The following is a 12989-nucleotide window of genomic DNA, read 5'->3' on the forward strand; positions in this document are numbered from 1 at the left end:
TATCAAATTGTCTAATTATCTAATTAAAATAAGATGTTTAAAAAAATATTAATTGCGAATAGAGGAGAAATTGCACTTCGTGTAATTCGTACATGTAAGGAAATGGGAATCAAAACTGTTGCAGTTTACTCTACAGCCGATGCAGAAAGTTTGCATGTTAAATTTGCAGACGAAGCGGTTTGTATAGGTCCTCCTCCGAGTAACTTATCGTATTTGAAAATGTCAAATATTATTGCTGCTGCAGAAATTACAAATGCAGACGCAATTCATCCAGGTTATGGATTTCTTTCTGAGAATGCTAAATTCTCAAAAATCTGTCAAGAGCACGGAATTAAATTTATCGGTGCAGCTCCAGAAATGATCGACCGAATGGGAGATAAAGCTACTGCAAAAGAGACAATGAAAGCTGCAGGAGTTCCTTGTGTGCCAGGTTCAGACGGTTTATTAGAATCATACGAACATGCAAAAGAAGTAGCTAAAGAAATTGGCTATCCAGTAATGATGAAAGCTACTGCTGGTGGTGGTGGAAAAGGTATGCGTGCCATCTGGAAAGAGGATGATCTTTTAAAAGCTTGGGAAAGCGCGCGTCAAGAAGCTGCTGCAGCTTTTGGTAATGACGGAATGTACATGGAAAAACTTATTGAAGAGCCACGTCATATCGAAATTCAAGTTGTTGGAGATTCTTACGGAAAAGCATGTCACCTTTCTGAAAGAGATTGTTCTGTTCAAAGGCGACACCAAAAACTTACTGAAGAAACACCTTCGCCTTTCATGACAGACGAACTTCGTACAAGAATGGGAGAAGCTGCTGTAAAAGCTGCTGAATTCATTAAATATGAAGGAGCTGGAACTGTAGAATTCTTGGTTGATAAACACAGAAATTTCTACTTCATGGAAATGAATACTCGTATTCAGGTAGAGCACCCAATCACAGAACAAGTTATTGATTATGATTTGATCCGTGAGCAAATTATGGTTGCTGCCGGTATTCCAATTTCTGGTAAAAACTACCTTCCACAATTACACGCTATTGAAGTTCGTATTAATGCTGAAGATCCTTATAACGATTTTCGTCCTTCACCAGGAAAAATTACTACGCTTCATATGCCAGGAGGACACGGAGTTCGTTTAGATACTCACGTTTACTCAGGATATAGCATTCCGCCAAACTACGATTCTATGATTGCTAAGTTAATTACTACGGCGCAATCTCGTGAAGAAGCTATCAGCAAAATGCGTAGAGCTTTAGATGAGTTCGTAATCGAAGGTGTGAAAACTACAATCCCTTTCCACAGACAATTAATGGATGATCCGAAATATATTGCAGGAGATTATACAACTGCATTTATGGATACATTTAAAATGAATAGTCCAGAATAATTCAAAGGCCGTCAAATATTGACGGCCTTTTTTATAACCTTCAAATCCCAAATTCCAAACTTGGAACATGAAACTTTAAACTTGGAATTTCCATAATTTGGAATTTCCATTCAAGGTAACACTAAAAGTGTTTACTTATTACACACTTCTTTTCTCTTTTACACACCTTCTAAGTTGTCTCTTTTTTTATTATATTTGATATAAAACCTTTAAAAACAGGTTTTTATGATCTTTGACACAGCTCTTTTCTTTTACGGCATAATAATTTCATTACTTAAAGCGTAAACAACTATTAATTTAAATATATACGTTATGAAAAAATTATTTTTATCAGCCGCAATTGTTTTAGGAAGTTTAACTTCATTCGCTTCAACTACACAAGTAACAAATACAATCGTAAAAACGATTTCTATTGAAGACGAATACACTGAAATCAAATTAGAAGAATTACCAGTTGCTATTACTGACGCTTTGAAAAAGGCATATCCAGAAGCGGTAATTACTAAAGCATACAAAAACGAAAAAGCACAGTACAAACTTGATGTAACTGTTGGCGACAAAGTTGGAAATCTTTTCGCAAATGCAGACGGAACTTGGATTAAACAATAATCTTAAAACTAAGGTCTTGTGAAAATCCGGATCAAGAATACTAAGATCAAATTAACTATATTAAAAAACAACTATCATGAAAAATTTATTTTTATCAGCCGCAATCGTTTTGGGAGGTTTAACATCATTTGCTTCAACTTCGCCAATTTCAAATACAATCGTAAAAACAATCTCTATCCAAGATGATTATACAGAAATTAAATTGGAAGAACTTCCAACAGCAGTAACAGATGCTCTTAAAAAAGCTTATCCAGATGCTGTGCTTTCTAAAGCATTTAAAAACACAAAATCTGAATACAAGCTTGAAGTAACTGTTGGAGATAAAACAGGAAATCTTTTTGCTAATGCAGACGGAACTTGGATTAAAAAATAATTAAGTCTAACCCTTAAACTATAACTATGAAAAAGTTAATCTTATCGGCAGCAATTGTCTTAGGCAGTTTGTCGATGCATGCAGAAACCACTGCTGTAACAAACCCGATGGTACAGACAGTTAATGATCAGGATGGATATAAAGAAGTAGACGGAGTTCCGGCAGCTGTAAAGAAAGGCTTAGATGAAGCTTATCCTGGTGTAGTGCTTGAAAAAGCATGGGTAAATGAAAAAAAGGAGTATAAAATTGAGATAACCGTTCGAGGAGAAAAATCGATCGTTTATACAGATGCTTCTGGTAATATTCTTAAAAAATAATTTAAACCACAAATATTATGAAAAAGTTAGTTTTATCAGCAGCGATTGTTTTAGGAAGTCTTTCAGTAAATGCTGCAGTTCTTCCAGCAATCTCAATTACTCAATCAGTAATTTTTCAAGATGCATTTACTGAAGTAGCCGCAGACCAAATACCGGCAGCGGTGAAATCTACAGTTGAAAAATCGTTTCCAAATACTAAGCTAGAAAAAGCTTATAAAAACGATAAAAACGAGTACAAACTTGAAATTTCAAGTGGAGACAAAAAGTACACCATTTTTACGGATGCTTCTGGTAATATCATCAAGAAATAATCAAAAATCAGCATCATGAAAAAATTAATCTTATCGGCAATAGTGGTTTTAGGAACAATGTCTATACATGCAAATGTATTGCCTGTTTCCCAAAATGCTAAAGCAACTGTAACAATTCAGACAGAATATACAGAAGTTACAGTAGATGCTGTGCCTGCAGCTGTAAAAACAGCCTTGCAGACCGCTTATCCGGGAGCGAAACTGGACAAAGCATTTGTAAACGAAAAAAAAGAGTATAAACTCGAAATATCAGTTGGAGACCAGAAGGCTACTGTTTACTCAGATGTCAATGGGAACTGGTTGAAGATATAAATTAGGTGAATTTAGATTTATGTTTTTGGTGAAAAAGAGATTGCGTCGTGCAATCTCTTTTTTTTTACATATTTTACATAATTTTATGAAATAACAAGTTTAATAATATTATTTTAGCAAAAAGTCCCTAAAAGCAGATGCCGAAGATATTAGTAATAGAAGATGATATTGCGTTTTGTAAATTATTAGAAAAATTTCTAATCAAAAAAGCGTACGATGTAACGATAGCGTTCTCTGCCGCAGAAGCACGTGAAGCAGTTAAGAGCGAATCATTCGATTTGATTTTGACAGACCTTCGCTTGCCAGATTCTGACGGTATTGGATTGATGTCTGAATTTAAAAATTCGTATTCTCATATTCCAGTTATTTTAATGACAGGCTATTCTGATGTAAACACCGCAGTTAAAGCCATCAAAAATGGAGCGGCAGATTATATTTCTAAACCGTTTAATCCAGATGAGGTTCTTTTGGTTATTACCAATGCACTGCAAGCTCCAAAAGTAGGAGCAGAAGAACAGTCTGAAATTCCAGAAAAAAAGAGGAAAACAGCGAAAAAGCCAGTTGCGACAGAAAATGAATTTGTTAAGGGAATTTCTGTAGCTTCAAAAAAACTTTTAGATCATATTCAATTGGTAAGCCCAACGGATATGTCTGTCCTGATTATTGGCGAAAGCGGAACAGGAAAAGAAATTATAGCAAAGAGCATTCATCAGCAGAGTAGAAGAAAAGATAATAATTTTATTGCAGTAGATTGCGGAGCGATTCCGAAAGAATTGGCGGCGAGCGAATTTTTCGGCCATTTAAAAGGATCTTTTACTGGAGCAATCAGCGATAAAAAAGGATATTTTGAAGCTGCTAATGGCGGAACTTTATTTTTGGACGAAATAGGAAATCTTTCATATGAAAATCAAATTCAGTTGTTGAGAGCGCTTCAGGAAAGAAAAATAAAACCTGTTGGAAGTAATAAAGAAATAAACGTCGATATACGCATTATTACGGCTACTAACGAAGATTTGCGCGAGGCAGTAAAAAACGGCGATTTTAGAGAAGATTTATACCATAGAATCAACGAATTTTCTATTCAGTCACCATCTTTAAAAGATCGCGGTGAAGATTTAATGGTTTTTGCGGATTATTTCCTTGAAAAAGCGAATCAGCAATTAGATAAAGATGTTATCGGATTTTCTCCAGAAGTAGTGTCAATTTTTCAGAATTACAGCTGGCCAGGAAATTTACGCGAATTGCAAAATTGCGTAAAACGTGCTACTCTTTTAACTCGTGGCGAATTTATAGAAAGCGATGTGCTTCCGGCAGAATTTTTCCACATTCAAAAACAGGAATCTTCAGCAAATGAAGTTCTTTCATTATCTGAAAATGAAAAAGAAACGATTATTAGTGCCTTGTCTAGAACTCAGAACAATAAATCGGAAGCGGCAAAACTGCTGAAAATTACCAGAAAGACTCTTTACAATAAATTGAAACAATATAATATTGAGTAAAAAAGTACTTTTCTTGAAAGCAATATTTTAAATTTCTTGCTTCAATTCCTTAAAAAGATTTTTTATTTTTCCGTCTAAATCTGAGAATGTTGTTTTTAGATCAATTGTGTCTAAATCTTCTTTTTCCAGATCCTTTAAAAGTTTGCCAATTTCGTTTGACTGAATTTGTTTGAACATTGGAGCGATACGATGTGCAATAGATTTTATTTCTTCATGATTTTGCTCTTGAACCGCAGTTTTTAAAAACTGAATATTTTCTAAAGTAGTTTCTATAAAAGATTTTAATACTTCTTTCAAGGCAGATTCATCTTGCCCTAAAAAGTCTTTCAAAGTTTCTAAAGAATACAGTTGAGAACTATTTTTGTTTACACTTTCTGTAGATTCGGTTACAAGAACTTCTTCATGATCTAAAATATGCTGAATAGTTTCTAGTAAAATTTTTGGCGAATAAGGTTTCTTTACAACTGTTGTAAAACCAGCATTTTTATAAACTGAAAGATCAAGGTCTGTTCTTCCGGTAAGTGCAATTACAGGCTGATTTTTAAAGATACTTTCTGGAAGTTCGCGAAGTTTTTCTAAAAATTGGAATCCGTCAATTTCTGGCATTTGAATATCAGTAATTACAAAATCGAAAGGTGTACTCTTGAGTGTTTCCAAAGCTTTCGCTGGATTGGTAAACGAAAATACCTGATGCTTTTCTTGTTTTAAAACACCACTCGTCAAATTCAAAAGATTTATATCGTCATCAACAACAATAAAAGTTTGTTTTTTGGTGCTTTTTGATGGCTTACTTTTGATTTCAATATTTCCTTGACTGCTATCAAATAGTAACGGTAATTGAATAATAAATGTACTTCCTTTTCCAAAAATGCTTTCTAAACTTAAACTTCCTCCCAGAATAGAAATAATCTTTTGGCAGATGGATAATCCTAAACCGGTTCCGCCATATTTCTTTTCAATGCCTTCGTTTGCTTGTGCAAATTCTTCAAAAACCAATTTCTGATTGGCTTTTTCTATTCCGATTCCAGTATCTTGAATTGAAATAGTAAAAGACTGGTCCTCATTCGCGTAAGCGGCAATTCGAATATGACCTTCTTCGGTAAACTTATAAGCGTTTCCAATAATGTTAGTCAGGATTTGCTTTAAGCGAAAAGGATCTCCAACAATTCGTTGCTGAAATTGGTCGTCTACATTGATAATAAGATCAATATCTTTTTGTTTGTAAACTGTTTGAATATTTCGGGCAACATCTTCAATAATCTCAGGTAATGAGAATGGAACTTTTTCTATAGAGATTTTCCCTGCTTCGATCTGAGAAAAATCCAACAAATCCTGAACGAGCTGCGTGATATATTCAGACGAATTTTTTATGTTTTTGACGAAATACGATTGCTTGGTATTGACATCTGAATTGCCCAAAAGTTCGGAATAGCCCACAATAGTGCTCAAAGGGGTTTTTAAATCGTGGCTTACTGTCGAAATTAATTGTTCGCGGCTTTTCAGCAGATTTTTAGTTTTAAAATTCGCAATTTCCAGCTGTTTCTTATATAATTGAGATTTTGAATAATCGCTGACAATTAGAATTGAAAAGAAAACAGTCAGCAACAAACCGATAACAGCAGAAGCCGTTACAATTTCGTTGACTCTTTTTAATGATTTTTCTTTTAATGAATTGTTTTTTATCGAATTGATGATGATTTCTCGTTCGATAATTCGAAGTATTTTTCTAAGCTGATCCGAAATCGCGATTTCATTTTGAAGCAGTTTATTTTCTTCAAAATTCAAAGATTCTTTCTTCTTTTCGGCTTTTAGTTTTACAGAACTTAAAAGTTTTTTGGAATTGGCTAAAATTGAATCTGAAGCTTTTTTGCTCAGCGTATTGGTGCTGTCATCTGGAATATTCGAATTTAAATAATCGACATAACGTTGTAGAACACTTCGCTGGTAACTTCCTAATTGATTCGGGTTTTTTGTAAAATCCTGAAGTTCCAATTTTCTAAGGTTAAACTCCATTTTGGTGATTTCATCAATCGCATTATTTACAGAAGTTTCATCATCAGCTTTATTTTTGATTTCTCTTAATTGTTTGATGTTTTCTGTCTTTTCGGCCAAGAAATAGGTAACACTATCCAAAAGTTTTTTTTGGTATTCTGTAGTAACAATTTGTTTTAAAGTATCGATACGTTTGCGAAGAGAATCGGTTTCGATAAGATAATTTTTAAAATCTTTTTCGGAGTTATTTTGAATGGTTTGCCTTGCTAAACTTTCAGTTTTATAAACATTTGAATATAATTTACTAACTCTAAGAATTTTGGTTTTTTCTAAAGCAATTTTATCTTCCAGTTTGTTATAAACAACATTTTCAGAATAAAGAAACCATCCAACTGTAACAACCAAAGCCAGTAATGCAACATAGCTGAATAAAACTTTGATTGCGGTGTAGCTTCTTTTTGTCTCCATATTTTGCTTAAAAGATTTGGGAATTCGGGATTATTAAAACATTGCAATTTATCTAAAAAAATCTGTTTTTGGAAGAGTAAATCTATCCAATATGTTATATAATTGTAAGGTCTGAAAACAAAAACAGCCATAGATTATATAAATCTACGGCTGTAAAATATTGTTTTTAGGTGTTACAAAGTTTCATCTAACCATTTGAAGAATTCACCCTGCCAAACCTGAGCATTTTGTGGTTTTAAAACCCAGTGATTTTCGTCTGGGAAATACACAAATCTACTTTTGATTCCTCTTAATTGAGCTGCTTGAAAAGCCTCTTGTCCTTGTCCGATTGGCACACGGAAATCTTTTCCGCCTTGGAAAATCAAAATTGGTTTATTCCAGTTCTGAACCAAAGTTGCAGGATTAAAAGTAGTATAAGCTTTTTGAGCTACAGCATTATCTTTTTCCCAGTAAGGTCCGCCAAAATCCCAGTTATTAAAGAAAACTTCTTCAGTAGTTCCTAACATAGAAACGGTATTGAAAACTCCATCGTGAGCTATAAAAGTTTTGAAACGGTTTTTGTGAATGCCAGCTAAATAAAATACAGAATATCCTCCGTAACTAGCACCAACGCAACCTAAACGGCTTTTGTCAACATAACTCTCTTTTGCCACATCATCAATTGCAGATAGGTAATCGTCCATAACTTGTCCACCCCAATCTTTACTGATTTGTTCGTTCCATTCAACACCGTGTCCTGGCATACCGCGACGGTTTGGCGCAACAACTACATAACCTTTTGCTGCCATTAAAGAAAAATTCCAACGGAAAGAATACGATTGTGTCAATGCACTTTGTGGTCCTCCTTGACAGAACAACAAAGTTGGGTATTTTTTAGAAGCATCAAAATTTGGAGGTAAGATTACCCAAACCAACATTTTTTTACCATCAGTTGAAGTAACGTAACGTTTTTCGGTTTTGCTTAATGCTAAAGTTTTATATGTATCTGTGTTAATGTTTGATAATTGTTTCCAAGTATTTTTCTTCAAATTGAAAGAATAGATTTCACCAGCATGATTCATGTCTGTTCTGGTAACGATAATATCATCACCTGAGAAACCAATTAAATCATTCACATCAAAATCTCCATTTGTCAATTGACGAACGTTGATTGCGATTTTAGTTAAACCTGGAAAATTAACTGAGAAAAGTTGTTTTGTTCCGTCAATCGGAGCCACAAAAAATACAGTTCTTCCGTCTTTACTCCAGATAAAATTATCTACAGTTCCGTCCCAGTTTGCTGTTAAGTTTGTTTTGATTCCTTTAAACTCAACAATAATATCGTTTTTATCAGACTCATAACCGTCGCGTTTCATTTGCAGCCAAGATAAATTTCCTGTTGGAGAAAATTGTGGAGTAGTATCATAACCTAAATTTCCTTCGGTTTTATTTGTTGTTTTTTGAGTTTCTAAATTATACTCATAAATATCTGTGTTTGTAGAAATAGCATAAGCAGTTCCTGCTTTTTTCTTGCAAACGTAGAAAATGCTTTTGCTGTCTGGCGACCAGATATAATCTTCGTCACCACCAAAAGGCTTTTGCGGAGAATCGAAAGTTTCACCTTTCATGATGTCGGTTCCTTGCGCTCCGTCTTTGTTTTCTTTATAAAAAACATGATTAAATTTTCCTTCGTTCCAAGTATCCCAGTGACGGTAATCTAAACCATCATAAATTTGAGCGTCAGATTTTGTTAGACTTGGGTAGAAATCTTTACCCAAAACTTTATCAATTTTTACTTCTTCATTGTAAACGATAAATTTTCCATCAGGCGAAATGTTTTTATCAGCCAAAATTTCTTTAGTGTCTTTAATTTCGGTTGCATTTCCTCCAGTTACAGGAATTGTGTAAATTTTAGAAGTCGATTTATTTTCTTCTACAGAAGGAGTTGAAACTTTAAAAACGACATTTTTTGCATCTTTAGAAATGCCAAGAGGTGTCACTCTTCCTAATTTCCATAACAATTCTGGAGACATAACATTCTGTCCGATAGCGTTCAAACTCATCATTATTAAGGTTGTTAATACTAGTTTTTTCATAATCAAATTATTCTATTTTTTGTGGTGCTAAAAATACAACATTTAAAATCCAAGTTGTTAAATTCCAAATCCCAAAAAATGTTAAAATTCTGGGTTAAGTTTTTCCGCCACGAATTCACGAATTTTTATTCTCAAAGATTATCAAAAAATAATCCGTGAATTTGTGGCTATTAAAAAATCATTATTTTTATAAAAAACTCTGAAGATGGAACTAAGTTACTGGGAACTTAAAAATTGGTTTACGAATGTCGATTACACAATTGTCGGAAGTGGAATTGTTGGTTTGCATACAGCTTTACGCTTACGCGAAAGATTTCCCACTGCTAAAATTTTGGTTCTCGAACGCGGCATGCTGCCACAAGGAGCAAGTACCAAAAATGCTGGTTTTGCTTGTTTCGGAAGTCTTTCTGAAATTATGGATGATCTAAAAACGCATTCTGAGGATGATGTTGTAGCGCTTATCGAAAAACGTTGGAAAGGTTTGCAATTACTTCGAAAAAGATTGGGAGATCAAGCAATTGATTTTAAGCCTCACGGCGGGTATGAATTGTTTTTGAAAGAAGACGAATTCGGATTTAATGAATGCATTTCTAAAATTCCGTTTATTAATGAAGTTTTAAAACCACTTTTCAAAGCAGAAGTTTTTTCGAAAGAAGTAGATCGTTTCGGATTTCAGAATATTCAGGAGTATTTAATTTTCAATCCGTTTGAAGCGCAGATTGATACAGGAAATATGATGCAGGAATTGCTGAAGCAGGCAATTTCGGCAGATATTTTAATCTTAAATCAGCAAACGGTAACTTCATATTTAGATGCAGGAAATTATGTCGAAGTAGTTTTAAATGATTTTAGTTTTAAAACACAAAAACTGCTTTTTGCAACCAATGGTTTTGCAGGATCTTTGACAAACGGAGCGGTAAAACCAGCAAGAGCACAAGTGCTTATTACAGAGCCGATTCATAATTTAGATATCAAAGGAACGTTTCATTTAGATAGAGGTTATTATTATTTCAGAAATATTAATGATCGTATTTTATTAGGCGGAGGAAGAAATCTTGATTTTGAAGGTGAAACAACTACTGAATTTGGACAGACGAAAATTATTCAAAATAGATTGGAAGATTTACTGAAAAATGTAATTTTACCAAATCAGGATTTTCAGATTGCGCACCGATGGAGCGGTATCATGGGAATCGGAAATAGTAAGAATCCTGTCGTAAACCAGCTTTCTGAAAATGTATTCTGCGGAGTGCGTTTAGGCGGAATGGGAGTTGCGATAGGCAGTTTAATAGGAACAGAATTAGCAGATTTAATATAATGGCAGCAACCAAAAAACCGGCACCAAAATCAACAACAAACAAACCAAAACCGAAGACTTCGTCTTCAAAAAAATCGAATCGTTCTTTTGGAGAAAAAGTAAAATGGTTTTTTATCAAAGCCGCTTTATGGTTTTTTGGAATTTCAATCGGGTCGGTTGTATTTTTTAAATATGTTCCTGTGCCGTTTACGCCCTTAATGCTCATTCGCGCCATCGAAAATAAAATGGCTGGAAAAGAAGTTTATTTTGATCACGATTGGGAACCGATTGATAAAATCTCAATGAATTTGCAAAAAGCCGTAATCGCGAGTGAAGATGGAACTTTTCTTACCCACAATGGTTTTGATTTTAAAGCATTGCAAAAAGCGTATAAAAGTAACGAACGCGGACGAAGAATTCGTGGTGGAAGTACGATCTCGCAACAAACGGCAAAAAATGTTTTTTTATGGCAAGGAAAAAGTTATTTCCGTAAAGGTCTTGAAGCGTATTTTACTATTTTAATAGAATTGATTTGGGGCAAAGAACGTATTATGGAGGTGTATCTGAACAGTATTGAAATGGGCGACGGAGTTTACGGCGCTTATGCTGCAACCGAACATTGGTATCGCAGAGATGCTTCGAGTTTAACGCCAATGCAGGCTGCGGGAATTGCAGCTATTCTTCCAAATCCTAGAAAATTTAAAGCGACAGGTTCATCAAGTTATATAAATAGAAGAAAAGAACGAATTGTGCGCGAGATGCGTTACGTCGGCAAAATCAATTACAATGGAAAAGAAGAAAAGAAAAAGTAAAAAACTGCTTTTTGCTTTTCTGATTTTGACTGTAACGTTAACTTTTGGACAAGGAAAAACAACAGAAATTGGTTTTATATCGGATAATGATTTGTACACATCGTCTAAATACGATATGTATTACACCAATGGTTTGGAGCTTTTTTACCGATTTTTATCAAAAAACGATAATCCAAAAATCAATAAAAAAATTACCGAATTTCGTATCGGGCAATATATTTACAATCCGCGATTTTTAAACAAAGAAGCCGTTACAGTAAATGACCGTCCTTTTACAGCTTATCTTTTTGCAGAAGCAGGAAAAAGCTTTTTTTATCAAAGCGAATCGGTTTTAAAAATCGATTTTCAATTGGGTTTTATGGGGCCAAATGCTTTGGGAGAAGAAACTCAGGTTGGTTTTCATAAAATTATAGGCTACAAAAAAGTTTACGGTTGGGAAAATCAGTTGCATAATGCTTTCGGTGTTCAGGCTCATGCTATTTACTCTAAAAAAATGTTTCCCTCAAAGCACAATGATTTTGTAGATCTTCATTGGCAGTCAGAAGGAAATCTTGGAACTATTTTTTCTGGAGTTTCAACGGGATTTATGGCACGATTTGGATTTAAAAAACTCCTTCCAATTTATGATTCTAATATGCATAATGCTTCTGTAAATGTGCAGGTACAGCCGAACATTAGAGAATTTTATTTCTACGCTGCACCAAGTATCAATTATCAGTTTTATGATGCCACAATTGAGGGAAGTATGTTCAATGATACAAGTCCAGTAACTTTCAATTTGGAACCACTTCGTTTCAATGCCGAAGCTGGTTTAAAATACCGACACAATAACTTCAACATATCTTATTCTTTTCTCTACCGCGGAAGAGAATTGAATGATCCAGGAATTGATACTAATTCGGGATATTTTTATGGATCGATAAGGATGGGGTTTTTGCTTAAATAGTGCGTTGCACTATCGTGATGCTTCTAGGCTTTCAGCCTAAAGTTCTACAGAGGTATGCTCTGAAAGAGCACAACCATTAGCATAGCGCAACGCGCTATGTTATGGATATGAATATGAATATGAATGATTTCAGTTAATCCAGCCCTGAAAGGGCGAAAGCCTAATCCCAAAGATAACGTTCGTCATAATCAACATTATATTTGTTCAAAAAGGCTAAAAGTTCTTTTTTAAATGTCTTTTTTCTATTATGTTCTTCTTGGTTTTTAATGTACTTTATAACGATATCCAATTGAGAGGGATTAACAGAAAAAATGCCATAACCATCCTGCCAATAAAAATTTGCATAACGTGAATCCACAGTTTTTATCCATTTTGAGGATTGTTTTTTTACTTCTTCAACCAATTTCATTTGCGTGATTTTTTTAGACAATAAGCATAAAATATGAACATGGTCATTATATCCTCCTACTTGAATGGGATTACACTCTAAACCTTTGCAAACCCCGCCAAGATAAGCCCATAATTTTTCTTTTATATGACACTATAAGGTATAATGTGAAATCAGAAAAAAAGCCACTTCTGTTTCTAGAAATGGCTT

13 protein-coding genes are annotated in these 12989 nt (G+C 34.2%); 10 read left to right on the top strand and 3 right to left on the bottom strand.

Translation table 11 applies throughout. From position 1 onward, the window contains the following. Positions 1–33: 33 nt before the first annotated feature. The 7 genes from accC to DMB71_RS09895 all read left to right on the top strand — a co-directional run bounded on the left by accC (position 34) and on the right by DMB71_RS09895 (position 4801). Positions 34–1380 (top strand): acetyl-CoA carboxylase biotin carboxylase subunit, encoded by a 1347-nt coding sequence (accC, locus tag DMB71_RS09865; protein WP_111365734.1) that lies wholly within the window; start codon positions 34–36, stop codon positions 1378–1380. A 312-nt stretch (positions 1381–1692) separates the two neighbouring features. Beyond that, positions 1693–1989 carry a hypothetical protein gene (locus DMB71_RS09870; protein ID WP_111365736.1) on the top strand — a complete coding sequence of 99 codons (297 nt, stop codon included), beginning with the start codon at positions 1693–1695 and terminating at the stop codon, positions 1987–1989. Between the two features lie 76 nt (positions 1990–2065). Next, positions 2066–2362 (top strand): hypothetical protein, encoded by a 297-nt coding sequence (locus DMB71_RS09875; RefSeq protein WP_111365738.1) that lies wholly within the window; start codon positions 2066–2068, stop codon positions 2360–2362. Between the two features lie 26 nt (positions 2363–2388). Continuing rightward, complete coding sequence (locus DMB71_RS09880) at positions 2389–2679, top strand: hypothetical protein (protein ID WP_111365740.1); 291 nt, start codon at positions 2389–2391, stop codon at positions 2677–2679. 17 nt (positions 2680–2696) lie between these two features. Continuing rightward, positions 2697–2990, top strand: a complete 294-nt coding sequence (locus DMB71_RS09885; protein ID WP_111365742.1) for a PepSY-like domain-containing protein — start codon at positions 2697–2699, stop codon at positions 2988–2990. Positions 2991–3005: 15 nt separating this feature from the next. Then, the gene (locus tag DMB71_RS09890; RefSeq protein ID WP_111365744.1) at positions 3006–3302 is read left to right on the top strand and encodes a hypothetical protein; all 297 of its coding nucleotides are present in this window, start codon (positions 3006–3008) and stop codon (positions 3300–3302) included. Between the two features lie 137 nt (positions 3303–3439). Next, positions 3440–4801: a sigma-54-dependent transcriptional regulator gene (locus tag DMB71_RS09895; protein WP_111365746.1), complete on the top strand. Its 1362-nt coding sequence runs from the start codon at positions 3440–3442 to the stop codon at positions 4799–4801. Positions 4802–4828: 27 nt separating this feature from the next. Here the strand turns inward: DMB71_RS09895 and DMB71_RS09900 are convergent, their stop codons facing one another. Together DMB71_RS09900 and DMB71_RS09905 are read right to left on the bottom strand one after the other, a co-directional pair. Then, entirely contained in the window at positions 4829–7261 is a 2433-nt protein-coding gene (locus tag DMB71_RS09900) for a hybrid sensor histidine kinase/response regulator (protein WP_111365748.1), read from the bottom strand. A gap of 173 nt (positions 7262–7434) precedes the next feature. Further along, positions 7435–9336, bottom strand: a complete 1902-nt coding sequence (locus tag DMB71_RS09905) for a S9 family peptidase (RefSeq protein WP_111365750.1) — start codon at positions 9334–9336, stop codon at positions 7435–7437. A 205-nt stretch (positions 9337–9541) separates the two neighbouring features. On the opposite strand from DMB71_RS09905, the gene DMB71_RS09910 reads away from it, so the two are divergent. Genes DMB71_RS09910 through DMB71_RS09920 form a run of 3 tightly spaced genes read left to right on the top strand, consistent with a single transcriptional unit; the run spans position 9542 to position 12391 of the window. Next, on the top strand, positions 9542–10654 hold the full coding sequence (locus DMB71_RS09910) for an NAD(P)/FAD-dependent oxidoreductase (RefSeq protein ID WP_111365752.1): 1113 nt from the start codon (positions 9542–9544) through the stop codon (positions 10652–10654). Next, on the top strand, positions 10654–11445 hold the full coding sequence (gene mtgA, locus DMB71_RS09915) for a monofunctional biosynthetic peptidoglycan transglycosylase (protein ID WP_111365754.1): 792 nt from the start codon (positions 10654–10656) through the stop codon (positions 11443–11445). Before DMB71_RS09910 ends, mtgA begins: the two co-directional genes overlap by 1 nt. Further along, entirely contained in the window at positions 11420–12391 is a 972-nt protein-coding gene (locus tag DMB71_RS09920; RefSeq protein ID WP_111365756.1) for a lipid A deacylase LpxR family protein, read from the top strand. The genes mtgA and DMB71_RS09920 overlap by 26 nt, the downstream gene beginning before the upstream one ends. A 160-nt stretch (positions 12392–12551) precedes the next feature. On the opposite strand, the gene DMB71_RS09925 is transcribed toward DMB71_RS09920, so the two are convergent. Next, on the bottom strand, positions 12552–12926 hold the full coding sequence (locus DMB71_RS09925; RefSeq protein ID WP_111365757.1) for a transposase: 375 nt from the start codon (positions 12924–12926) through the stop codon (positions 12552–12554). Between the last annotated feature and the right edge of the window lie 63 nt (positions 12927–12989).

Origin of the sequence: Flavobacterium tistrianum (genome assembly GCF_003254545.1) — a bacterium.
In the GTDB taxonomy this organism is placed as follows: domain Bacteria; phylum Bacteroidota; class Bacteroidia; order Flavobacteriales; family Flavobacteriaceae; genus Flavobacterium; species Flavobacterium tistrianum.

Coding starts and splice junctions, on each gene's coding strand:
- accC (WP_111365734.1), top strand. CDS start 34: ATGTTTAAAAAAATATTAATTGCGAATAGAGGAGAAATTGCACTTCGT.
- DMB71_RS09870 (WP_111365736.1), top strand. CDS start 1,693: ATGAAAAAATTATTTTTATCAGCCGCAATTGTTTTAGGAAGTTTAACT.
- DMB71_RS09920 (WP_111365756.1), top strand. CDS start 11,420: ATGGAAAAGAAGAAAAGAAAAAGTAAAAAACTGCTTTTTGCTTTTCTG.
- DMB71_RS09900 (WP_111365748.1), bottom strand. CDS start 7,261: ATGGAGACAAAAAGAAGCTACACCGCAATCAAAGTTTTATTCAGCTAT.
- DMB71_RS09875 (WP_111365738.1), top strand. CDS start 2,066: ATGAAAAATTTATTTTTATCAGCCGCAATCGTTTTGGGAGGTTTAACA.
- DMB71_RS09905 (WP_111365750.1), bottom strand. CDS start 9,336: ATGAAAAAACTAGTATTAACAACCTTAATAATGATGAGTTTGAACGCT.
- DMB71_RS09910 (WP_111365752.1), top strand. CDS start 9,542: ATGGAACTAAGTTACTGGGAACTTAAAAATTGGTTTACGAATGTCGAT.
- DMB71_RS09890 (WP_111365744.1), top strand. CDS start 3,006: ATGAAAAAATTAATCTTATCGGCAATAGTGGTTTTAGGAACAATGTCT.
- mtgA (WP_111365754.1), top strand. CDS start 10,654: ATGGCAGCAACCAAAAAACCGGCACCAAAATCAACAACAAACAAACCA.
- DMB71_RS09880 (WP_111365740.1), top strand. CDS start 2,389: ATGAAAAAGTTAATCTTATCGGCAGCAATTGTCTTAGGCAGTTTGTCG.
- DMB71_RS09895 (WP_111365746.1), top strand. CDS start 3,440: ATGCCGAAGATATTAGTAATAGAAGATGATATTGCGTTTTGTAAATTA.
- DMB71_RS09885 (WP_111365742.1), top strand. CDS start 2,697: ATGAAAAAGTTAGTTTTATCAGCAGCGATTGTTTTAGGAAGTCTTTCA.